16 protein-coding genes are annotated in these 22,217 nt (G+C 51.6%); 9 read left to right on the forward strand and 7 right to left on the reverse strand.

From position 1 onward, the window contains the following. Nucleotides 1-118: 118 nt before the first annotated feature. On the reverse strand, nt 119-1,126 hold the full coding sequence (locus CCY01nite_RS22625; protein WP_146866513.1) for a WD40/YVTN/BNR-like repeat-containing protein: 1,008 nt from the start codon (nt 1,124-1,126) through the stop codon (nt 119-121). Nucleotides 1,127-1,241: 115 nt separating this feature from the next. Here CCY01nite_RS22625 and CCY01nite_RS22630 point away from each other — a divergent pair, with 115 nt between their 5' ends. Together CCY01nite_RS22630 and CCY01nite_RS22635 are read left to right on the forward strand one after the other, a co-directional pair. Next, a complete protein-coding gene (locus CCY01nite_RS22630; protein ID WP_146866515.1) occupies nt 1,242-4,370 on the forward strand; it encodes a ligand-binding sensor domain-containing protein in 3,129 nt (1,042 codons plus the stop codon). 84 nt (nt 4,371-4,454) lie between these two features. Beyond that, on the forward strand, nt 4,455-5,084 hold the full coding sequence (locus CCY01nite_RS22635; protein WP_246130011.1) for a response regulator: 630 nt from the start codon (nt 4,455-4,457) through the stop codon (nt 5,082-5,084). Between the two features lie 379 nt (nt 5,085-5,463). Here CCY01nite_RS22635 and CCY01nite_RS26670 read toward each other — a convergent pair whose 3' ends face one another. Continuing rightward, the gene (locus CCY01nite_RS26670) at nt 5,464-5,619 is read right to left on the reverse strand and encodes a hypothetical protein (protein ID WP_186831208.1); all 156 of its coding nucleotides are present in this window, start codon (nt 5,617-5,619) and stop codon (nt 5,464-5,466) included. Nucleotides 5,620-5,918: 299 nt separating this feature from the next. Here CCY01nite_RS26670 and CCY01nite_RS22640 point away from each other — a divergent pair, with 299 nt between their 5' ends. From CCY01nite_RS22640 to CCY01nite_RS22655, 4 genes are read left to right on the forward strand one after another with little or no spacing between them, the layout of a single operon-like run. Next, nucleotides 5,919-7,817: a DNA topoisomerase IV subunit B gene (locus tag CCY01nite_RS22640; protein WP_146866519.1), complete on the forward strand. Its 1,899-nt coding sequence runs from the start codon at nt 5,919-5,921 to the stop codon at nt 7,815-7,817. A gap of 18 nt (nt 7,818-7,835) precedes the next feature. Further along, on the forward strand, nt 7,836-8,687 hold the full coding sequence (locus CCY01nite_RS22645) for a DUF1835 domain-containing protein (RefSeq protein ID WP_246130012.1): 852 nt from the start codon (nt 7,836-7,838) through the stop codon (nt 8,685-8,687). Nucleotides 8,688-8,689: 2 nt separating this feature from the next. Next, nucleotides 8,690-9,106, forward strand: a complete 417-nt coding sequence (locus tag CCY01nite_RS22650; protein ID WP_146866521.1) for a hypothetical protein — start codon at nt 8,690-8,692, stop codon at nt 9,104-9,106. Between the two features lie 4 nt (nt 9,107-9,110). Further along, nucleotides 9,111-11,648: a DNA gyrase/topoisomerase IV subunit A gene (locus tag CCY01nite_RS22655; protein ID WP_146866523.1), complete on the forward strand. Its 2,538-nt coding sequence runs from the start codon at nt 9,111-9,113 to the stop codon at nt 11,646-11,648. A gap of 64 nt (nt 11,649-11,712) precedes the next feature. Here CCY01nite_RS22655 and CCY01nite_RS22660 read toward each other — a convergent pair whose 3' ends face one another. The 5 genes from CCY01nite_RS22660 to CCY01nite_RS22680 are packed head-to-tail and all read right to left on the reverse strand — an operon-like array spanning nt 11,713 to nt 16,542. Next, entirely contained in the window at nt 11,713-12,678 is a 966-nt protein-coding gene (locus CCY01nite_RS22660) for a hypothetical protein (RefSeq protein WP_146866525.1), read from the reverse strand. Nucleotides 12,679-12,706: 28 nt separating this feature from the next. After that, nucleotides 12,707-13,846, reverse strand: a complete 1,140-nt coding sequence (locus tag CCY01nite_RS22665; protein WP_146866527.1) for a glycosyltransferase — start codon at nt 13,844-13,846, stop codon at nt 12,707-12,709. Beyond that, complete coding sequence (locus CCY01nite_RS22670) at nt 13,843-14,802, reverse strand: glycosyltransferase family 2 protein (protein WP_246130013.1); 960 nt, start codon at nt 14,800-14,802, stop codon at nt 13,843-13,845. The genes CCY01nite_RS22665 and CCY01nite_RS22670 overlap by 4 nt, the downstream gene beginning before the upstream one ends. Before the next feature lie 4 nt (nt 14,803-14,806). Continuing rightward, complete coding sequence (locus tag CCY01nite_RS22675) at nt 14,807-15,283, reverse strand: DUF4199 family protein (protein ID WP_146866529.1); 477 nt, start codon at nt 15,281-15,283, stop codon at nt 14,807-14,809. Next, a complete protein-coding gene (locus CCY01nite_RS22680) occupies nt 15,280-16,542 on the reverse strand; it encodes a dihydroorotase (RefSeq protein ID WP_146866531.1) in 1,263 nt (420 codons plus the stop codon). The genes CCY01nite_RS22675 and CCY01nite_RS22680 overlap by 4 nt, the downstream gene beginning before the upstream one ends. Before the next feature lie 431 nt (nt 16,543-16,973). On the opposite strand from CCY01nite_RS22680, the gene CCY01nite_RS22685 reads away from it, so the two are divergent. The 3 genes from CCY01nite_RS22685 (at nt 16,974) to CCY01nite_RS22695 (ending at nt 22,209) form a co-directional block, all read left to right on the forward strand. Continuing rightward, on the forward strand, nt 16,974-17,585 hold the full coding sequence (locus tag CCY01nite_RS22685; RefSeq protein WP_146866533.1) for an RNA polymerase sigma-70 factor: 612 nt from the start codon (nt 16,974-16,976) through the stop codon (nt 17,583-17,585). A gap of 41 nt (nt 17,586-17,626) precedes the next feature. Then, on the forward strand, nt 17,627-18,652 hold the full coding sequence (locus tag CCY01nite_RS22690; RefSeq protein ID WP_146866535.1) for a FecR family protein: 1,026 nt from the start codon (nt 17,627-17,629) through the stop codon (nt 18,650-18,652). Nucleotides 18,653-18,915: 263 nt separating this feature from the next. Then, nucleotides 18,916-22,209 (forward strand): TonB-dependent receptor, encoded by a 3,294-nt coding sequence (locus tag CCY01nite_RS22695; protein ID WP_222614468.1) that lies wholly within the window; start codon nt 18,916-18,918, stop codon nt 22,207-22,209. The last annotated feature ends 8 nt before the right edge of the window (nt 22,210-22,217 follow it).

Consider the following 22,217-nt stretch of genomic DNA (forward strand, 5'->3'; position numbering starts at 1 on the left):
ACCTATTGTTCCGGTTGTGATACAATAAGTGTTGTAAAAATTTTGGCGCTCCTTTCCAGGGGCGCCTTTGCTGTAAGCGCGTTTCCAGCCCGTCCGCCGGCTTTAAGACAGACCTTCGTTATTCATCCACCACCAACACCGCTATCCGCCCTTTGCTTCCCGCTAGAAAGATCTTCGTACCCTTTTTCGCTTTCCGCGCCACATGAAACCCTTCATCGCTTACCGGAACCCAATGCTCACCGCCATCTTCCGAAATGTCCGTGCCGGTGGGGCCGGTCGCCACCAGCCGCCTGCCATCGAGATACTCCACAGCAGAGCGGTAACCGCGGGGCGCAACCACCGGGCGTTTCCAGCTACGGCCGCCATCACGGGTCAGCACACAATTACCTTCGGTATTTTTCATATCGATGTAATCTCCGCCCACCGCCACGCCTTGCCGGCTATTGAGAAACGCCATCGAGAAAATGCCTTTGCTGGGCGCGCCCTGCGCTGCCGGAATGGTAAAGTCCGACCAGGAAGCGCCGTTGTAGCGGAATAGCCGGCTCACGCCGCCGCCGCTGCAGATAAAGAACGATGTAGCGTCCGTCATCCGGATGGTGGTGCCGCTGGCCGCAAAGCTCGCTTCGCCTTCCTTTGCCGCCGGGCCTTCCAGGGCCGACCAGGTTTCCCCGCCGTCCGAAGTCCGCAGCACAGTGAAAATACCATCGATCGGGTCCCCGATGATTACCCCTTTTTGGTGATCCCGGAAATCCATCCCGTCCAGGAAAATCCCTTTCGTATCATTATAATATACCTGTTTCCAGTTTTGCCCGCCATCCGTTGTCCGGTAGATCCTCGCCGGTTCCGCGATGCCCATGATCACCGCTACGTCCGCGCTGAAAGCCTCAATGTCCCGGAAGTCGCAGCTGTCGCAACCCGCCACCGTATACCACTCCCAATGCCGCCCGCCGTCCGTGCTTCTGCCCACCTTGCCTTCCGTGCCGGAGATCCATATCACCGAATCACTCACTGCGCTCAAACCCCTGATGCTGGATACCGGCGCCGTTGCCAGCGGTTGCAGGCGGTACTGCTGCGCTTGAAGCGTAAGGGCGCACAGCAATAAGTAAGATGTTAAAAAAACTTTCATATTTCGTGCGATTTGAAGCAATAATAAATAAGAAAAATACAAAATCATTTAAAAGTGTAAGTTAGAATGATATATTTGCATCAACTGCAACCCTGCAAAACCATTTAACAGCTTGATGCGTCCACTAAGTCAGATAGGCATCTTCTTCATCCTATGGTCTCTCGCCATTACCCGGTCTGCTTCCGCCCAGGAGCGGAGTTATAATTTCGATTCCTATGATGTGGACAAAGGACTTTCTCAAAGCAGCATCTACAGCCTGATACAGGACGAAGAAGGCTTTCTCTGGATCTCCACTTTCGATGGCGTGAACCGGTTCGACGGCTACGTGTTCAACGAATACCGCCAGATACCAAGCCCCAACCGGTCCGATTCAAAACCCGTTGAGCGCATCGTATACAGTTCCGCATCGCAGCAGGGCCGCGCGGTGGTCAAGAGCTTCGGGCTGCATGGCGGAAGGGATTACACTTTTTACAAGAACCGCCGCAAACAGCTGCTAGTGGTGCATAACATGGGCATCAGCGCTTACGGCCAGTACAAGAATACGTTCCGGCATGTTTTCAGGGATACCACCTATGTCAATGAAGAGGAGCGGGACTTCGTGCAGAAATTCCATGTGCTCGGGGAAGACGACGCCACGCAGACCCTCTGGCTGTGGCGCCCGATGAAAGGCTTGTACGTGCTCGACAATATCACCTTCCAGCTGAAAAAGATCATCCTCTACCCGCCGGATTTTGTGCGGCGCAAGATGCGCCCCGCCACGGTAGTGAAACAGGGAGATCATATCTGGATGGCCTTTGAGCGGGAGCAGCTGGTGAAAATGGACATCCACACCGCCCGCCTCACCACTTACTGCCTGCCCACGCTCGGAAAAGATCCCGTGATCAAGCGGCTCGGCCGCGATTCCCTGCTGCTGGCCAGCGAAGGGCATATCAGCATCTTCGATACAAAAAGAAATAGCTATACCGATCTGCCGGTGCAATTATATAATGAGCTGAACGAGAACTTCGTTCCGTCCGTCATTGAGCTGGACGACCGCGGCAATGCCTGGATAGGAGGGAACAACGGCGTGGTGGTGTACAGCCTGCACAACCACGAGATCATCAACCACATCGTCAGCTTCAACACCTTCGAAAACAACTCCCACAACCGCGTGATCTCCCTCTACCGCGATGCGGCGGACAACATGTGGGTGGGCACGGACGGCGACGGGCTGAAAAAATATTCACCCAACAAAAAAGTGTTCTCCTTATACCGCTCGCCCCGCATCACGCATAATATCGTGAAAGCCGTTTACAAGCATGATGACGGCCGGCTGTACGTGGGCTTGTGGCAGGACGGGCTGGACATCTACGAAAAAGGCGGGCGCTTCCTGAAGAAGATCTCCAACGTGGAATTCCCCGGGCTTTTCCCCAGCAACAGCCTGCACAGCATTTGCCGGGAAGATTACGGCTCGCTGTGGTTCCACTTCAAGGGTGGCGGCATTGGCCTGTTCAACGTGGAAACCGAGCGTTACCGCGACCTGACGCAGAACGTAAAAGCGCTCGGCCTGCCCGCGCAGGATGATGAATTTCCTTTTGTCAGCAAGCGCCCCAACGGCGAAACGTACTTCAACTACGGCGAATACCTGCTGATGTTCTCGGATGCGGATAATGGTTACAAAGCCGCCATCGTACGGCATTTTCCCGGAGAAAACCTCACCTGCTTCTACGAAGACTTCTGGGGCAATCAATATGTAGGCACCAAGGCCGGGCTGTACGGCCGCGCCGCGGAAACCAGCACCTGGGAAAAGATCCCGCTGCCGCCGAAAGGAGTGGAAGTGAAATCCATCAACAAAAATGCACACAAGCAGCTGCTCGTAGCCACTACAAAAGGCTTGCTGATACTGAACGAGAAATATGACGTGGTCCGGCATTATAACAGCTACGATTACACGGGAATGGTCAACGACTACGTGTATGCCGTGTTGTTAGATGACAAGGACGGCATCTGGGTCAGCCACAACAAAGGCATCACGCAGATCAAGCAGAATTCGGACAACCTCGTTACTTACAACGTGGAAGACGGCTTGCAGTCCAACGAATTCAACACCGGCGCCTATTTCAAGTCAATGGACGGAGAGCTGTTCTTCGGCGGCATCCGGGGCGTAACCGGTTTTTATCCCCGCAACTTCAGGAACAATCCGTACACGCCCAAAGTGGTCATCAAGCGCCTGGAAGTGCTGGACCGCCCTTATCAGTCAGACACCGCCATTTCACTGCTGCATAAAGTGGAGCTGCCTTACAACCAGAATACCATCGCCATCGAATATGTGCCGCTGGAATTTACCAACCCGCTGAAGAATAAAGTGCAGTACATGCTGGAAGGCGCGGATGAAGACTGGCTGCAGGCCGGGAACCAGACGGTAGCGCGGTATACCAACCTGCCACCGGGCAATTATATCTTCAAGGTCAAGGCGTGTAATAATGACGAGGTCTGGAATACGGTGCCCGTCACCCTGGAAATAGTGATCAAAATTCCGTTCTGGCAATCCCTGTGGTTCAGGTTCCTGCTGCTGTTGCTGGTGTTGGGCATTGCGTACTATTTCTCCGCGCTGTACCTGGATTACAAGATCCGTAACGAAAAGCTCAAGCTGGAAAAGGAACAGGCGGTAGACCAGGAACGGGCGCGCATATCCAGCGATATGCACGACGACCTCGGGTCCGGCCTCTCCACCATACGGCTGTTAAGCGAGATCGCCAAGCGTAAGATCAAGGATGCGGGGCAGACCAAGGAAATAGAAAGAATATCCGAAGCCGCCGGCGAGCTGGTGGACAAAATGAGCGAGATCATCTGGGCCATGAACTCCTCCAACGATTCCCTCGCTAACCTCATCGCCTATATGAGAAGTTTTGCCGCGGATTTCCTGGAACATGCCCGCATCCAGCACCATTTCATCATCCCCGAAAATATTCCCAACGTGAAGCTCAGCGGTGGGGCAAGGCGGCATATTTACCTTGCTGTCAAGGAATCGCTGCATAATGTGGTGAAACATTCACAGGCAACAGAAGTGATCATTGAAGTAAAAGTCTATAAAAATATGACCATCATGATCAAGGATAATGGCAAAGGTTTTGATCCCGAAAAGGTACGTCTGTTCGGCAACGGGCTCAAAAACATCGAGAAGAGAATGCAGCAGGTGGGTGGTCAGGTAGACATCATCTCCCAAAATGGTACAACAGTTTTCCTAGATATCCCGTTAAATTGACCTAATTTTGAAATTCATAACATCTATGTGTGATGATATTAAACTCAAATGATGGTATATTCGAAAAAAAAGCTGCAAAATAACATGGATATCATCTCTGTGGCTATTGTTGAAGACAATCATGACATACGGTCTGCCATGGAGCTGCTGATCAACGGGTCAGAAGGTTATGCATGTATTGGCGCTTTCAACAATGCGGAAACTGCATTGGAAAAGATTCCCCAGTTGTTACCCAACGTGGTGCTGATGGATTTTAACCTGCCGGGCATGAATGGCATTGAATGTATTACGCGCTTGAAAGCGGAATTTCCTGATATGCAATTCATGATGCTGACAGTGTATGAAGATGACGACAAGATCTTTATGGCACTGGAAGCCGGCGCGAGCGGGTACATTCTGAAAAAGACCTCTCCCGGCGACCTGCTGGACGCCATCCGTGAGCTGCACGACGGCGGCTCTCCCATGAGCTCCCAGATCGCCAGAAGGGTAGTGGCCTACTTCCAGAAACAGGCAAAACCCAATCCCGCGCTGGAAGCGCTGACCTCCCGTGAAAAGGAGATCCTCGACCAGCTGTCTAAAGGCTTCCTCTACAAAGAGATCGCCGGCAACCTCTTCATCAGCATAGAAACCGTGCGCCGCCACGTGCACAACATCTACGAAAAACTGCATGTACGCAGCCGCACGGATGCGGTGAACAAATATTTCAATCGTTAAGTTTGTTTATATGGAGAAGAGGAGCTGCAAATTGCAGTTCCTCTTTTTTTATGTCCACGGCAAAGCACCCAAACAGGCGCGCCCGGAAACCCCATGTCCGCACCTTTAGCACCGGAACAAAAAAAGATCCGCCCGGGAGGGACGGATCAAAATCGGTTGTGCTCCGGTGTGCCTTGCACCGGGGATGCCAGCATTGTTATTGCGCTGTGCGGACACTCGCCTTTTGCATATGCTTGCGGGCAAAGTGCGCGATCAGTACAATAGATGCAATACAAAGGCATGCCAGTTTAAATAATAAGCCGGTTTTCATAGGTATAGGGATTTATTTAAGGTTTTCAGATAGTTTTTCAATAGTTGATACAATAAAAATGGAAAATCCTCAACGCATCATTTGCCAGGAGTCAAATTTCTGTACAAGACGGATGCAGAGGTCTTTGAAACGGTACATGCTCTTTTGCTCCTGCCTTACCAGCAGGCTTACGATGATCGCTACGATCAGAACAGCAATGACCAGTGTAAAGAACAACGTTTTCATAGATTAAGGTTTTTCGTAGTTCGTAAATCAAACTGCTGTAAATATAGATAATTAAGTTATATAAAATAATATTTGAATAAAAATTTGTTAAATAGATGTTTATGTTTTCATGTGTAAGCCATTTAAAATGTGAATTTGCATGTTCAAACATTTCATTTTCAATAATATAAGTATGGTGCATAAAATCTACTTGGGATATTGTTCTAATCCTTTATTTTTGCCAACGACCGGGTTTTGCTAAAAGATTTAGTAAGTTGCAGGCCCAAAGGTTTCAACATCAAGTGATTAACAGAAAGACTATGGCAGATAACAAAGACCTTTTCAATGCCTATACCGAGGATTCCATACGGTCGCTGGACTGGCGGGAGCACATCCGGCTGCGCCCCGGTATGTACATTGGCAAGCTCGGGGATGGCAGCAGCATGGACGATGGCATCTACATACTGATCAAGGAAGTGGTGGATAACTGTATTGACGAGCACATGATGGGCTTCGGCAAGCAGATTGACATCAAGGTGTCCGAGCACAGCGTGACGGTGCGTGATTTCGGTCGCGGTATTCCCCTGGGCAAGGTGGTGGACGTGGTGAGCAAGATCAATACCGGCGCGAAATATGACAGTAAAGCCTTTCAGAAATCCGTGGGATTGAATGGTGTGGGTACCAAAGCAGTGAACGCGCTTTCCAGCTATTTCAAAGTAAGCTCCTTCCGCGAAGGCAAGGCCAAGGTGGCCGAGTTTGAGCGGGGAATACTCATAAAGGAACATAAAGAAGCCCCCACCACCGAAGGCAATGGCACACTGGTGACCTTCACGCCCGACGATACCGTTTTCAAAAACTATCATTATATCCCCGATTTCCTGGAAAACCAGATATGGAACTACTGTTTCCTGAACGCGGGGCTCACGGTCAACTTCAACGGACAGAAATATTTATCCAAAAACGGCCTGCTGGACCTTTTGCAGCGCAAAACAAATCCTGACGATCTGCGCTACCCGATCATCCACCTTCGCGGAGAAGACATTGAAGTGGCGATCACCCATGAAAATCAATACGGAGAAGAATATTATTCCTTCGTAAACGGTCAGCATACGACCCAGGGCGGCACGCATCTCGCGGCATTCCGCGAAGCATTCGTGAAAACCGTCCGCGATTTTTACAAAAAGGATTACGACGCCACGGATATCCGCGCTTCCATCTGCGCCGCCATTGCCGTGCGCGTGCAGGAGCCGGTGTTCGAAAGCCAGACCAAGACCAAGCTCGGTTCCCTCGCCGTGGCGGAAGGCGGCCAGTCCATGAAAGCCTTTGTGCTGGAATTCCTGTCCAAACAGCTGGATGATTACCTGCACAAGAACAGCGCCGTTGCCGATGCCCTGAAGAAACGCATCGAGCAGAGTGAAAGAGAAAGAAAAGAACTGGCCGGCATCAAGAAGCTCGCCAATGAAAGAGCCAAAAAAGCCAATCTTCATAATAAAAAGCTGCGCGACTGCCGCGTTCACCTGAACGAAGAGTACACCGGCAAGGCAAAAGAAGAAATGGGCAGCCGGCAGAAAGAAACCACCATCTTTATTACCGAAGGCGATTCCGCGAGCGGCTCCATCACAAAATCCCGCAACGTGGAAACCCAGGCCGTATTCAGTCTCCGCGGTAAGCCGCTGAACTGCTACGGGCTGACCAAAAAAGTGGTGTATGAAAATGAAGAGTTCAACCTCCTGCAGCATGCGCTGAACATAGAAGAAGGGCTGGAAGGGCTGCGGTACAATAATATTGTCATCGCCACCGATGCGGACGTAGACGGCATGCACATCCGCCTGCTCATGCTCACCTTCTTCCTGCAGTTCTTCCCCGACCTGGTGAAGAACGGCCACGTGTACATCCTGGAAACGCCGCTGTTCCGCGTGCGCAACAAGCAGCAGACCATCTACTGCTACAGTGAAGAGGAAAAGCAGAAAGCTGTGAGAAAACTCGGCGGAAAACCGGAGATCACCCGCTTTAAAGGGCTGGGCGAAATATCCCCCGAAGAGTTCGGTCAGTTCATTGGCGATGATATGCGCAAGGCGCCGATCATTCCTTCGCAGGACATGCCGGTAGCCAAGATACTGGAATACTACATGGGCAAGAACACGCAGCAGCGGCAGGACTTCATCATCAACAACCTCCGGTATGAAAAGGATCTGACGGAAGCCGAGGTTGAAAATTAAAAATGGCGATCAATTTATATGATATTACATATTGTATTCGGACAATCATCCGTAGCTAACCTCAAAGCTGCATTTGAGCTGGACCCGCAGCTGGAAGGAGAGATATTGTGTTTTGAAGATGACCTGGCCGTAGGCCCCCTGTTCATCCTGGACACGCCGGAAGGCCGCAGCGCCCGGCGCAACTGGTGGCATATGCTGCAGGAAGTGCCGCAACCCGTACTGGCGGAAGGCGAGGAGCCCGCGCCGCCCGAAGATCCGGTGCGCTCCCTGAAAGCAAGGCTGCGCGAGGAAGAAGAGCTGGAAGTGTGGATATGGGCAGGGCAAAATGCCTGCGACGTTTGTGGATATTACTGGCTGATCAGCCAGCTGGACCGCTTTTCAGGACGCATCCACCTCATCTATCTCAACAACCTTCCTTTCCTCAACGAAAAGAACGCGGTATTCTATCCCACCCATCTGCACCAGATATTGCCGAAAGAATTCCTCAAAGCCAAAAAGCTGGCCCGCGAGGTATCCCTGGCGGAGTTTGAGCTGGACGGCGAGGAATGGCATCGCATGATGAACGAGAACGCCGGCGTACGCTTGCTGGAAGGCGGTAAGAAGATAAGGGGGGAAGCGGCATCGTATTACGACAAAGAGCTGCTGCAGCAGCTGACCAAAGAATTTCAGAAAGCGAACAAGGTGATCGGGCAGGTCACCGGCAAACTCAAATATCCAGTAATGGACCAGTACCTTGCCTGGCGGCTGAAAGAGCTGATCAGGGAAGAAAAAGCGGAAAGCCGGGGAGAACTGAAAACAATGCGCGATTTTGAAGTAAAATTACCCGGCGGCGGCGAAGAAGAAGCCGCGCCCGCGGAGGAAAATGCATAATTATGGCAGCGATCATCATCACACCGCTGGAATTGCGCGGATCGGACGAAAGAGGCAGCAACTACGACTGGGAAACCTTCCGTACCGGCAATTTCATCCTCTGCTACCGTAACGCTGGCTCCAGCAGCGGGCAGCATTATCACGAAGGGAAAAGCGATTATAAGAACCCCGAGATCATGTACCTGCTGAGCGGAAAAGCCGCCATCCACTGGTGCCCGCTGGATGAGGAGCAGCTGCGGACAGATATGATTGAAGCGCCCGCCAGGATAGAGATACCCGTGCGTATCTGGCATGAGCTGGAAGCGGTCACCGATTGCGCTTTCATTGAACTGAACACATTGGACGATGTAAAGGCCGATTCGGTGAGGGTTTGGCGCCATGAACTGAAAGACCGGTTAAACATAAAAACAGGTAATTAACACTATGAGTAATATAAACGGATCACCAGACGAATCCCTGCACAGCACAGCGCATTTGGATGAGAAGTACAAGGACTGGTTCCTGGATTACGCCTCGTACGTGATCCTCGAGCGCGCGGTGCCCGGAGTGGAAGACGGCCTGAAACCCGTGCAGCGCCGTATCATGCATGCCATGAAGGAAATGGACGACGGCCGCTTTAACAAGGTGGCTAACGTGATCGGGCAAACGATGCAGTACCATCCGCACGGCGATGCCTCCATCAGCGACGCCATCGTGAACCTCGGGCAAAAAGACCTGCTGATAGAAACCCAGGGCAACTGGGGCGATGTGCGCACCGGCGACGACGCAGCCGCGGCGCGTTACATCGAAGCACGCCTCTCGAAGTTCGCGCTGGAAGTAGCTTTCAACGCAAAGACCACGCAATGGCAGCTGAGCTACGACGGCCGCAAGAACGAGCCGCTGTTCCTGCCCATGAAATTCCCGCTGCTGCTCGCGCAGGGCGCGGAAGGCATCGCGGTGGGCCTGAGCACCAAAATATTGCCGCATAACTTTATCGAACTGATAGACGCCTCCATCAAATACCTCCGCGGCAAAAAATTCGAGCTGTACCCGGATTTCATCACCGGCGGCATGATAGATGTAGCCAACTACAACGACGGCCGCCGCGGTGGAAAAGTAAGAGTGCGCGCCCACATCGAAGAGAAAGATAAAAAGACGCTGCTCATAAAAGACGTGCCCTACGGCGTGACCACCACCGGCCTCATGGAATCCATCGTGAAAGCCAACGACACCGGCAAGATCAAGATCAAAAAGGTGGTGGACAACACGGCGAAAGATGTGGAGATAGAAGTGCAGCTGGCGCCCGGCATCTCGCCTGACATCACCATCGATGCGCTGTACGCCTTCACCGACTGCGAGGTGTCCATTTCCCCGAACGCCTGCGTGATCGTGGAAGACAAGCCCCGCTTCATCGGCGCATCAGACCTGCTGAAATACGCCACCGACTATACGAAAGACCTGTTGCAGCGCGAGCTGGAGATCAGGCTCTCGGAGTTGGAAGAGAAATGGCACTACACCTCCCTCGAAAAGATCTTCTTCGAAAAAGGCATCTATAAAGAGCTGGAGCAAAAGCACAAGGATTGGGAAGCCGTACTGGTAGCGATCGACAAAGGTTTCGGCCCGTATAAGAAACAGCTAAAAAGAGAAATCCAGCGCGAAGACATCCTCAAGCTGACGGAAAAACCCGTCCGCCGCATCTACCGCCTCGATATCAACGAACTGACCGAACAGATCAAGGCCATAGACGCGGACATCAAGCAGGTAAAACATGACCTCGCCAACCTGGTAGAGTTCACCATCAGCTACTACGAAGGACTGCTCAAGAAATACGGCAAAGGCCGCGAGCGCAAAACCGAGATCAAACCCTTCGACACCATCCAGGTGCAGCAGGTAGCCATCGCCAACACCAAGCTCTACGTGAACAAGGCAGACGGCTTCATTGGCACTTCCCTGAAGAAAGACGAATTTGTGGCGGACTGCTCCGACCTCGACAATATCATCATCTTCCGCCGCGACGGCAAAATGCTCGTTACCAAGGTGGCCGACAAAACCTTTGTAGGCAAGGATATCATTCATGTGGACATCTTCCGGAAAGGAGATGAGCGCATGACCTACAACATGATCTACGTAGACGCCAAAACAGGCTACAGCCTGGCGAAGCGCTTCAACGTAACCGGCATCACCCGCGACAAGGAGTATGATCTCACCAAAGGAGAGAAAAATTCCAAAGTGCATTACTTCTCTGCGAACCCCAACGGCGAAGCGGAAGTAGTGACCGTGCGCCTCAGCCCGAACTGTCCCGCCAAGAAGAAGGAATTCGACTTCTATTTCGAAACCATTCCCATCAAGGGCCGCGGCTCCATGGGCAACGTGGTAACGAAATACCCCATCCGCAGCGTGAAATTCAAGGAGAAAGGCGCCTCCACACTGGCAGGCATCAAAATATGGTATGATGACGCCGTTGGCCGCCTGAACACCGAGCAGCGCGGCTTGTACGTAGGCAGCTTTGAAGGAGAGGACAAAATATTGGTGTTCTACAAGAACGGCACCTACGAACTCACGAACTACGAAGTGACGAACCGCTACGAGTCCAACGACGCGGTGTACATCGAGAAATTCAATCCCGAGCGCATCGTAACGGCCATCTATTATGATGCCGACAAAAAGCAGTTCAACGTCAAACGTTTCAAAATAGAAACGCAAACCCTGAACAACAAGTTCCTGTTCATCAAGGAAGGCGCCGGCAACTACCTGGAGCTGGTCACCACCCAGGCGGAACCCGTGATACTGCTGAAAACCGGCAAGAAGCGGGATCCGGAAGAAGAGGAGATCGCGCTGCATGAAACGATCGAAGTAACCGGCTGGAAGACCGTCGGCAACAAGATCGCGGGAGATGACTTTATCAGCGCCGAGTTATTGACGGAGGATGAGGAAGCGGAGCAGGAAGAGGATGACGGGAATGTGCAGGGTGAGTTGTTCTAAAATATCTTGCTGATACGGGGATCATGGCGGATGCATCAGCTGCCATGATCCTTTTTTTATTTAGCTAGTTTTTCTTCTTCTTCCCCTTCTTCGCAGCTTCCTCCGCCTGTATATCTTCCAGCGTCCGGGGATTCGTAATGTCCACTTTCTTTTTATCCATCGGTTCGCCGATGGGGAATTTTCCTAACTGCAGCGCATCATGGAAAACCTTTTCGATGTGCACCCATTTGCCTGCTTTCCATTTAAATCCTTCATAATCAAGGTCGGGCACATAGGTATGCCGTTTCTGGTCTTCGCCCGTTTCGGAGATCAGGTGATCGAAAATAACGATGTCCATTTCCGGGTCGTAGTTCAGGGTGGCTACCGCGTCCCGCTTGTATTCGAGGATGAAGCGGTTGCGGGTGGGCTTGGGCACGGTGTCTTCCGCAAAGCTGAAATAGGGGCCGCCGAAGACCGGTTCGCCGTTTTTGAAGGTCAGCATTTCCGCGATCTTCTTCTGGCTGGTCTGCGAATTGGCATCCCACCCGAACAGCGTGTAGTATTCAGCGTTAAAGTAATGCCGCTGGATGATGCCGTAATACAGGCATCCGATCCAGCCTTTGTTATTGGTGATGGTATCCGCATTGCGGGAGAAGTCCGAATTGTCGAACAGCGGGAACAGCTTCAGGGAGCCGTCTTTCGTGTTCATCTGTATCACGCCGAAGTGGCGGAAAGTGCTGTTGTCGCTTTCCAGCGGCCAGGTGAAAATGCGGAAGCTGCTGTCTTTCGGATATACTTTCGCCATGGTGCGGATGGAATCGAAAGGGTAGTAGAAGGAATATTTTGTTTTGAGGACGTTGACGAGCTGGGGGATGAACGCGTCATTACGTTGCTGGCGCAGGCTTTCTGTTTTACCGTTGATGATGTCGTAGCTCATGGCGCGCAGGGAATCCTGCAAAGCGTCCAGACTGGCCCTGTCACCGGCGGAGAGGCGCTGTGCGAGGGCGTCGGACAACGCAAAACAGCATAAAAAAACGAGGATAGATCTCATAGTTCAGTATAACAATAAAACGCCGGGATTATTGTGCGACAGTTCCCAACGTTGTGGTAAAATGCGCCCAGGAATAGAGCGCTTTCTGTTCCCGGATAAAGTTACGGAAAACGCCTTCCGGCTGCGCGAAAAAGCGCAGGATGCCTTCCGCGATGGCCTCCGGCCGCGGCTCCGTTACGTACCCCGCCTGTCCGTCCGGTACGATCTCCGGCAGTCCCCCTACAGCCGTTACCAGCATCGGCTTTTCAAAATGATAGGCCATCTGCGAGATACCGCTTTGTGTAGCAGTCCGATAGGGTTGCACCACCAGGTCAGCCGCCGAAAAATAATATTTCACTTCCTCATTTGGAATAAAATCGGAATATATTTTCACCCGGTCCCGCAGCCCCATCCGGGCGATGAGCTGGGTATACTTTTCTTTGTCTTCATAAAATTCTCCCGCCACCACCAGCTCCAGGTTGGCGATGGACCGCAGCCTTTCATCCGCCAGTGCTTCCAGCAGCAGGTCCAGCCCCTTGTACGCGCGGATGAAGCCGAAGAAAAGGAGGTATTTTTTATTCGTGTTCCATCCCAGGTGCTGCTGCGCGGTAACGGCGGGAACCGCATCCCCGAAGCTGTCGTACACCGGGTGCGGCGCGTATGCCACGGGCTTGTCCGTCAGCTGCCGGATGCCGGCTTCCACTTCGCGGCTCAGCGTGATGAAGGCGTGGCATTGCTTCACGAAATACTTCGTCAGCATGGCATCGCCGGGGCGTTTTTCATGCGGGAAGAGGTTGTGCACCAGCCCCACGATCTTCGTAAAGTTGTTCTTCCGGATAAAACGCGCGATGGAACCCAGGCTGGGCGCCATGAACGGCAGCCAGTAGGCGATGATCACGAGGTCCGGCTTTTCTTTGGCGATGGACTTGCCCGTTTTTCGCCAGTTCAGCGGGTCGAGGGAATGCACCGTTCTGCGGATGTGCAGCCCTTCCGGCGCGGGGCCGTCCGCATACTGCGTTTTACCGGGGAAAAGAAAACCCGGATATTGAAAGGAAAAGGTGTGGATGGCGACGCTGTTGCCCTGCGCTGTCAGCTCCCGCGCAAGGCGCTCGTTAAAAGCAGCCAGCCCGCCCCGTAAGGGATGGGCCGGGCCGATGATGATGATCTTTTTATGTTGTAACGCCGTCATTGATCTTTGTTTTCCAGCGTTTCTTCTATCAGGTAAGCGTTGCGCTCCGGTGCGTTGCGCGCCACCATTTCCGCCAGGAAGCCCGTCAGGAACAGCTGGGAGCCGATGATCAGCAGCAGCAGCGCGAGAAAGAAGATGGGGCGGTCTGCCATATTATATTGCTGGTAGAAAATTTTCGCGAAGCTCAGATACAGCGAGATCAGGAAGCCTACAAGAAAGAACAGGGTGCCCAGCGCGCCGAAGAAATGCATCGGCCTTTTACCGAACTTGCCCACGAACATAATGGAAGCAAGGTCCAGGAACCCGTTGACGAAACGCTCCAGCCCGAATTTGGTGGTGCCGTATTTGCGTTTGCGGTGTTCCACCACCTTTTCACCGATCTTCCGGAACCCGCTCCACTTGGCGAGTACGGGAATATAACGGTGCATTTCGCCGTAGACTTCTATTGTTTTTACTACTTTTTTACGGTAGGATTTCAGGCCGCAGTTGAAGTCGTGCAGCTTGATGCCGCTCATTTTCACGGTGGCCCAGTTGAAGAGCTTGGAAGGGATATTTTTGGTGAGGGTATTGTCGTAACGGACTTTTTTCCATCCGCTGACAAGATCATACCCGTCCTGAACGATCATGTTGTACAGGCCGGGAATTTCATCCGGACTATCCTGCAGGTCCGCGTCCATGGTGATGATCACATTGCCCTGGGCCTTGCGGAAGCCTTCGTTGAGGGCGGCGGACTTGCCGTAGTTACGCTGGAATTTGATGCCTTTGATGCAGCTGTTTTGCTGGGAAAGATAGCGGATCACTTCCCATGACCGGTCTGTGCTGCCATCATCCACCATCCACACATCATATGTGTAGTTGTTTTCCTCCATGACGCGCGCGATCCAGGCCGCCAGCTCGGGCAGCGATTCCTCTTCGTTTTTTAAGGGAACGATAACGGATATGTCCAGGTTGTTCATCAGTTTATTTCTTTTTGGCTAAAGCCGCACCCAATAGCGCCGCCAGCACGCCCGGTATCAGGTAGTTGAGCAGGGAGCCGGCGAGGGCGGAAACGAGAAAATTGTCTTTCAGCATGGCGATATCTTTGTCGCGATCCGCCGTGGAAGCCGCATTTGGACCGGCGGCCACTACTTCCAGCACGAATTTCTCCCTGTATTCCGGGAACAGCTGCACAAATACGATGAAAAAGATAGCAAAAATTACGACAGTGACGGCGGTTGTTCTGAAACCATTGCCGAAAACGTCTCCGAAAGAAGCATCTTCAAACAGTTTGCTGTAACGGAAACAGGAGAGGATGACCATCAGCACGATGATACCGATAGACGCCCAGCGGATGCCGATGTGCCCGAAAGGAAGACCGGCGAAATACTGGATCAGGAACAGCACGATGATCAGGCCCGCCGCAACAAGCCCGTACCAGATATGGTTCTTGGTTTTCATGAAAGATGTACTTGTTTGTTATTGATGACCGCGATGACCGTTCCTTTCAGCGCTTTGCCCAGTACCGGTGTGTTTTTGCTTTTAGACGCGATGTTTTTGTCCGTGAAGGTATAGGCCGCATCCGGCTCAAAGCAGGTGAGGTTGGCCGCTGCGCCTTTTTCCAGTGTTACCGCCGGCAGGCCGAAGATCTTCCGGGGCGCGGTGCTGAGCAGGTCTGTCAGTTTTTCGATGCCGAGGTTGGGCAATGCCGTGCGCAGGATGCTGAAGCAGCTTTCCAGCCCGATCATGCCGTTCTTCGCATATTCGAATTCCACCTGCTTGGCGTCCCAGTCCTGCGGCTGATGGTGGGTAGCGATGCAATCCACCGTGCCGTTCTGCACGGCTTCGCGCAGGGCATCCACATCGTCCTGGCTGCGCAGGGGCGGATTCACTTTGAGGAAGCTGTCGTACGTCATCAGGTCCGCTTCAGTGAAGAGCAGGTGATAAGGCGTAACGGAGCAGGTCACTTTGAGGCCCTGCGCCTTGGCCGCCGCGATCAGTTCAATGCCCTGGCGGGTGCTGACGCCGGTGAAGTGAATATTGGAATCGGTGTATTTGGCTAGTTCGATGTCCCTGCGCACCATGATCTCCTCCGCGATGGCCGGTTTGCCGGGCATGCCGAGCCGGGTGGAGAAAATGCCCTCGTGCATCAGGCCGTGGCCGGAAATGCTGGTATCGTCAGGGATCTGTATAATGGTGCCGTTAAAAGCCTTTACATATTGGAGCGCTTTGAGCAGGATGCCGGAAGACTGCACCGGCTTGAGCCCGTCGGAGAAAGCAACGGCGCCCGTTTGCCGCATTTCGTACATTTCCGCGAGAGAAGCGCCTTCCAGGTTCTTGCTGATAGCGCCGATGGGCAGCACGTTCACCACGCCGTAGCGGGTTTTGCTGAGCACATATTCGATCTGCGTTTTGGTATGCAGGGCAGGCTGGGTGTTCGGAACGATCATCACCGTGGTGAAACCGCCTCTGGCCGCCGCGTCGGCGCCGCTGTTCAGATCTTCCTTGTACTCCTGGCCGGGGTCGCAGAAATGGGCGAATACGTCCATCCATCCGGCCGACACGTGCAGGTGCTCACCCTGGATGACCCGGGCGTCTTTTGCGGTGATGTTGTCCGCAATGTCCGCAATAATGCCGTCTTTGATTAAAATATCCTGCGTTTGCCCGTGAAGGGGAGAGAGAGGTGCTACAATCCTTGCGCTTTTAAGTAAAATGTGCATGCAGATAAAGTGATCTTTTGTTTAGTCCCAATCAGGGGCAAATGTAAGCATTTATGCTTTCAGATGTATGAGGGGGAAAAGCGCATGCGGATAGAAATGAGCGGAAAGATGGCCGGAATTTCCGGAAAGGTTCATTTGTTTTTTGATAATTTTGGCTAGTTTGCACAATAATTCAGGAAGCAACATCAAAACAGAAGGAATAATTTTAAGCTGTAAGCAAAAAAGCAAGGGGAATTTAGTTAAAATCGCATTAGTATACTTGTTATGAATAAAGCTGATATGAACCCGGGACTCCACGTTGCAGGGACTACCGTACCTAGCCGGCATTACCACCTATACTTTTGATAGTTATCTCAGCAAATATGCCAAAGACTGCCCGGCCGGCCGTAAAACACATGGTACACGATATTCCATAATTGAATTTAGATGCTATGGATCATAACGAAAAAATAGTAGTCAGACAATTAAAGGAAGGTTCTGAAAAAGCCTATAAGTATATCTATGATACATATTATACAACATTGTGTCATACCGCGAACAAGTATTTAAAAGATCATGACCAGGCGGAGCAGATCGTGGGAGATACCATTTTTCATTTGTGGGAGATCAGGGAAACGCTGGAAGTGGAGATCTCCCTGTTGTGGTACCTGATGACCGCTGTCCGCAACCGGTGCCTGAATTACCTTTCGTTAGCGCGCACCCGCTACGAAGTACCCGTTTCCAGCCTCGTACGCAGTGAAAACGTGTCGGACGCGGATGTTTTCACCCACGCCACGCCAGGGGACTACGCGCTCCGGCCGCTGGTAGAAAAGGAGCTGGACGCGGAGCTGAACGACGCCATCAATGCCTTGCCGCCTGAATGCAAGCTCGTTTTCATAAAAAGCCGTTTTGAGAAGAAACGCTACGAAGATATCTCCCGGGAGCTTAGCATATCCGTCAATACTGTAAAGTACCATATGAAAAATGCATTACGTTTCCTGCGGGAACGGCTGGAAAAGCATATTGCCATTGTTATCATTCTCCTTTCGAAAATATTTTTCTGAATTTGACTACCCGCCCGCCCCAAAGTGCTGTCTTATGATAGATGAAATTCCATGTTGATGAATTAATTGCTGCATTTTTAGCGCAGGAACTCGACGAGAAATCCACGGAGGAGCTATTGCAATGGGTAAACGCCTCGGCCGCCAACCAGTTATATTTTCGGCAGAAACTGGATGCCTGGTCAGCTGCAATAGATGAAAAAGAATCCCGTCTGTACGACAAGAACAAAGCCTTTCAAAAATTCAGAAGAAGGTTGCTTCGTGCGAAACAGCCAGCCCGCCCATCTCCGGGAAGGGCCATTCTCAGGTACCTGTCCCATCATAAAGTCGCTTCTTATGCCGCCGCCATACTGCTGTTAGCGGGGATCGGGGGCTTTATTTACAAGAAAGGGCTTTCCGGGCTGGGTATCATGAATGCGCAGAAAGACCTGTATGTGCATGTTTCCGTGGCCCCCGGCGAAACAAGGAAAATGCTGCTCCCCGATAGCACCGTAGTATGGCTGAATGCCGGATCTACATTCGAATACCCCGCAAATTTCACCGGTAATACCAGGGAAGTGTTCTTAAACGGAGAAGGGTATTTCGAAGTAAGGAAAGATGCCAGCCATCCTTTCATTGTAGGCACTACAAAAGGAGATATCGTCGTTACCGGAACCACCTTCAACGTATCGGCATATGCCAGCAAGCCACGTTTTGTAACCGCACTGCTGGAAGGGCGTGTTCGGGTTAACGCGAAGGGAGGCAGGGGCCACGATCTTGTGCCCATGCAAAAAGCAGAATTAATAGAAGGAGCGCTGGTCGTTTCCCCCGTAACCGATACGGATATATACAAATGGAAGGACGGACTGATCTACTTTGATAACGAACCTATTAAAGAAGTACTGGCGCACCTGGAAATTTCATTCGGACAGAAAATAACGATCAGGCAGCTGAATGATCCCGGATTGCTTTTAACCGGCAAATTCAGGGTTTCCGATGGGCTGGCATATGCGCTCAAGGTGCTTGGCGAAAGCTATGGCATTGAATATATCAAAAATCCCGGCGATAATGGTTACATCATCTTAAACTGACGGCAACAACACCACGAAGTATTACTAACTGATAAACACAGGCAGGCTCAACCACTGTCCTGGTAATAATTATTAAGAACAGAATAAATCCAGATTCATTCATGAATAGCATTACAAATTCGTCTTTTGTACCCTGTAGTGTACATATGCGGAGAGTTAATTACCGGTACCTGATAAAACTGGCAGCCGCGGTTCTTGCATTTTTGTGTTGCATCAATAATGTGAATGCGGCCGTTTATCAAAACGGAAAAGTTACGCTCAACGTGCAAAACACTCCGTTGAAGGAGGTGTTGAAAAAAATTGAGGACCAGACGAGTTACCTTTTTATCTACTCGAAAGATATCAATGTAACCGGCAAAGTATCCTTGCATGTGCAGAATGAAGCCGTGCCCAACGTGCTGAATTCACTGCTTTCGGGCCAGGGGCTGACCCACAAGATCGAAGGCCAGCACATCATCATAAAAGAAAATACGGCCGGGCAGCAACAGCAGGCGCCCAGAACGCTGCGGGGAAGGGTCATAGATTCCAAAACCCAGAAGCCTGTGGAAGGCGCTACTGTCGGCATCCTGGGCACTACTGTCGGCACCATGTCCGACAAGGACGGATTTTTCCAGTTACGCACCGAGCTGAAGGAAGGTGTGCTGGTGATCAGCCACATCGAGTATAACCGGCTGGAGATCCGGATCAATGCAACGGAAAATATATACGATGCGATCCTGGTACAGAAGGAAACCTCGCTGAACGAAACTGTGGTGATCGGCTACGGTACACAGCGTAAAATAAGCAACATCGGCGCGCAATCCTCCCTGAAAGCAAGTGATCTGAAGATCCCGTCCTCCAACCTCACGGGCGCGCTGGCAGGAAGAATTTCCGGCGTAATTTCCGTACAGCGTTCCGGGGAGCCCGGTAAGAATGTGGCGGATATCTGGATCAGGGGCATTTCCACGCCCAACAGCGCTTCCCCGCTTATCCTCGTTGATGGTGTGGAGCGTTCTTTCAATGATATAGATCCCGAAGACGTGGAATCGCTCACCATCCTGAAAGATGCCTCCGCCACGGCGGTGTACGGCGTACGCGGTGCGAACGGCGTTATCATCGTTAAAACCAAACCCGGCAAAATGGGCAAGCCCACTATCAATGCCGACTACTACGAATCATTCACCCGTTTCACCAAAAAAGTTGATCTGACCGATGGTATCGCCTATATGAAAGCGGCCAACGAAGCTTTGCGCAACGACGGGCTGGCGCCGAGATATTCCGAGGAGCACATCAATAACACCGCACTGGGAAGGGACCCTTACCTGTACCCGAATGTGGACTGGCTGAAAGAAGTATTCAACGACTGGGGCTATAACAGAAGAGCGAACGTAAACGTACGCGGGGGCAGTGAAAAAGCAGTGTACTATGCCTCGGTAAGTTATTACAACGAAACCGGTATGATGACCACGGACAAGACCATCACCGGTTATAATTCCAAAATGAAATACAGCCGTTATAACTTCACCACGAACGTATCTATCAACGCTACGCCCACCACAAAAGTGGAAATAGGCGCGCAGGGTTACCTGGGTGAAGGCAACTACCCGGCTATTTCGTCGCATGACGTGTACAACTCCGCTATGGGTATTTCCCCGGTAGACTATCCCAAGATGTTCTATGTAAGGGGAAAAGCGTATGTTCCGGGCATCAACCCCAACGGTGGGTTCAGAAACCCTTATGCGGACGCCACACGGAGAGGCTATACCAATACTGCAAAGAACCAGGTGTATTCAAACCTGCGGGTGACGCAGGACCTCGAGGCATTTACAAAAGGACTCAGCTTTTCGGCCATGTATGCCTATGACGTGTATAATGAAGTGAACCTGAACCAGTCCCGCAGGGAATCCACTTACTACCTCACGGACCTGGAAGTGCCATATGATATGGACGGATACCCGATCCTGACCAGGACCTTTACCGGATCGGACGTACTGGGATATAGCCAGTCGGCATCCGGAAACAAGAGAACATACCTCGAAGCATCTTTCAATTACGACCGGTCATTCGGTGCGCACAGGGTAAGCGGATTATTACTGTTCAATCAGCAGCAAAGATTGCTCTATCCGCAAAGCACGCTTGAAAATGCGATCCCCTACAGGATGCAGGGCCTTGCCGGCCGTGCCACCTACTCATGGAACGACCGTTATTTTGCCGAGTTCAACATCGGTTATACCGGCGCGGAAAACTTTTCTCCCAAGAAAAGATACGGCACATTCCCCGCCTACGGGGTGGGTTGGGTAATATCCAACGAAAATTTCTGGGAACCTTTGCATAACATTATCCCCTTCCTGAAATTCCGGTATACCGATGGCAGAATTGGTAACAGTAACGTTTCAGACAGGCGCTTCATGTACCTGGACCAGATCAACGGCAACGGTTCTTTCGGGTATGTTTTCGGTGTAAGCGGCACCAAATACGGCGGCTACGAAGTGATCAACAATGCGGTTGACCTCGTGTGGGAAGAATCCCGCAAGCAGGACCTGGGCATTGAGCTGAGAACCCTCAACGGCGACCTGTCCATCATCTTCGACATCTTCCGGGAAAAGCGCAAGAACATCCTGTTAAGACGCGAAAACTCCATCCCGTCTTTCATCGGTTATAATATGGCGGCGCCGTACGGCAACGTAGGTATTGTAGAGAACAGGGGATTTGACGGAACGATCGAATACAACAGGAGCCTCAACAAAGACTGGAGGATCAACCTGAGAGGAAACATCACGTATAACAACGACCAGTGGATCAAAGGAGAATTGCCGGAGCAGCGCTATTCCTGGATGAACCAGTTCGGGGAGAAGATCCTCGGGCAGAAGGGATATATCGCCGAAGGCTTGTTCACCCAATCGCAGATCGACGATATGGCGCGCTGGCAGCAGCTTTCCGGCGAAGATAAAATAACTACGCCCAAGCCGTTCGCTACCCAGTTCGGTACCGTTAAAGCCGGCGATATCCGTTATAAAGACCTGAACAATGATGGCCAGATAGACGCCTACGATAAAACGTACATCAGCCGCGGCGACGTTCCGGCTTTTGTATATGGCTTAGGATTTAATGTAACCTGGAAAAACCTGATGGTAGGCGCGCTCTTCCAGGGTGTTGCAAAAGCTGAACGCATCCTGGCCGGTAATAGCATCAACCCCTTCATTGGTGGTGGCGGCGCAGGCAACCTGTACGCCAATATCGATGACAGGTGGACGGAAGAAAATCCCGACCAGAATGTATTTTATCCGCGGCTTTCGTACGGCGGAGAAACGGTGGATAACCAGAATAACTTTCAGCCAAGCTCCTGGTGGGTACGCGATATGAGCTTTTTACGCCTCAAAACGCTGCAGATATCCTATAATTTGCCCAAGCACTGGGTGCAGACAATGAAGCTCAACAATGCGGCAGTGTATGTAATGGGATATAACCTGCTCACATTCTCCAAATTCAAACTGTGGGACCCTGAACTGAATTCCAACGACGGGACCCAATACCCGAACATCAGTTCACTTTCTTTAGGTATCAACTTTACTTTTTAAATCTGACA

The organism is Chitinophaga cymbidii (assembly GCF_007992715.1).
GTDB lineage: Bacteria > Bacteroidota > Bacteroidia > Chitinophagales > Chitinophagaceae > Chitinophaga > Chitinophaga cymbidii.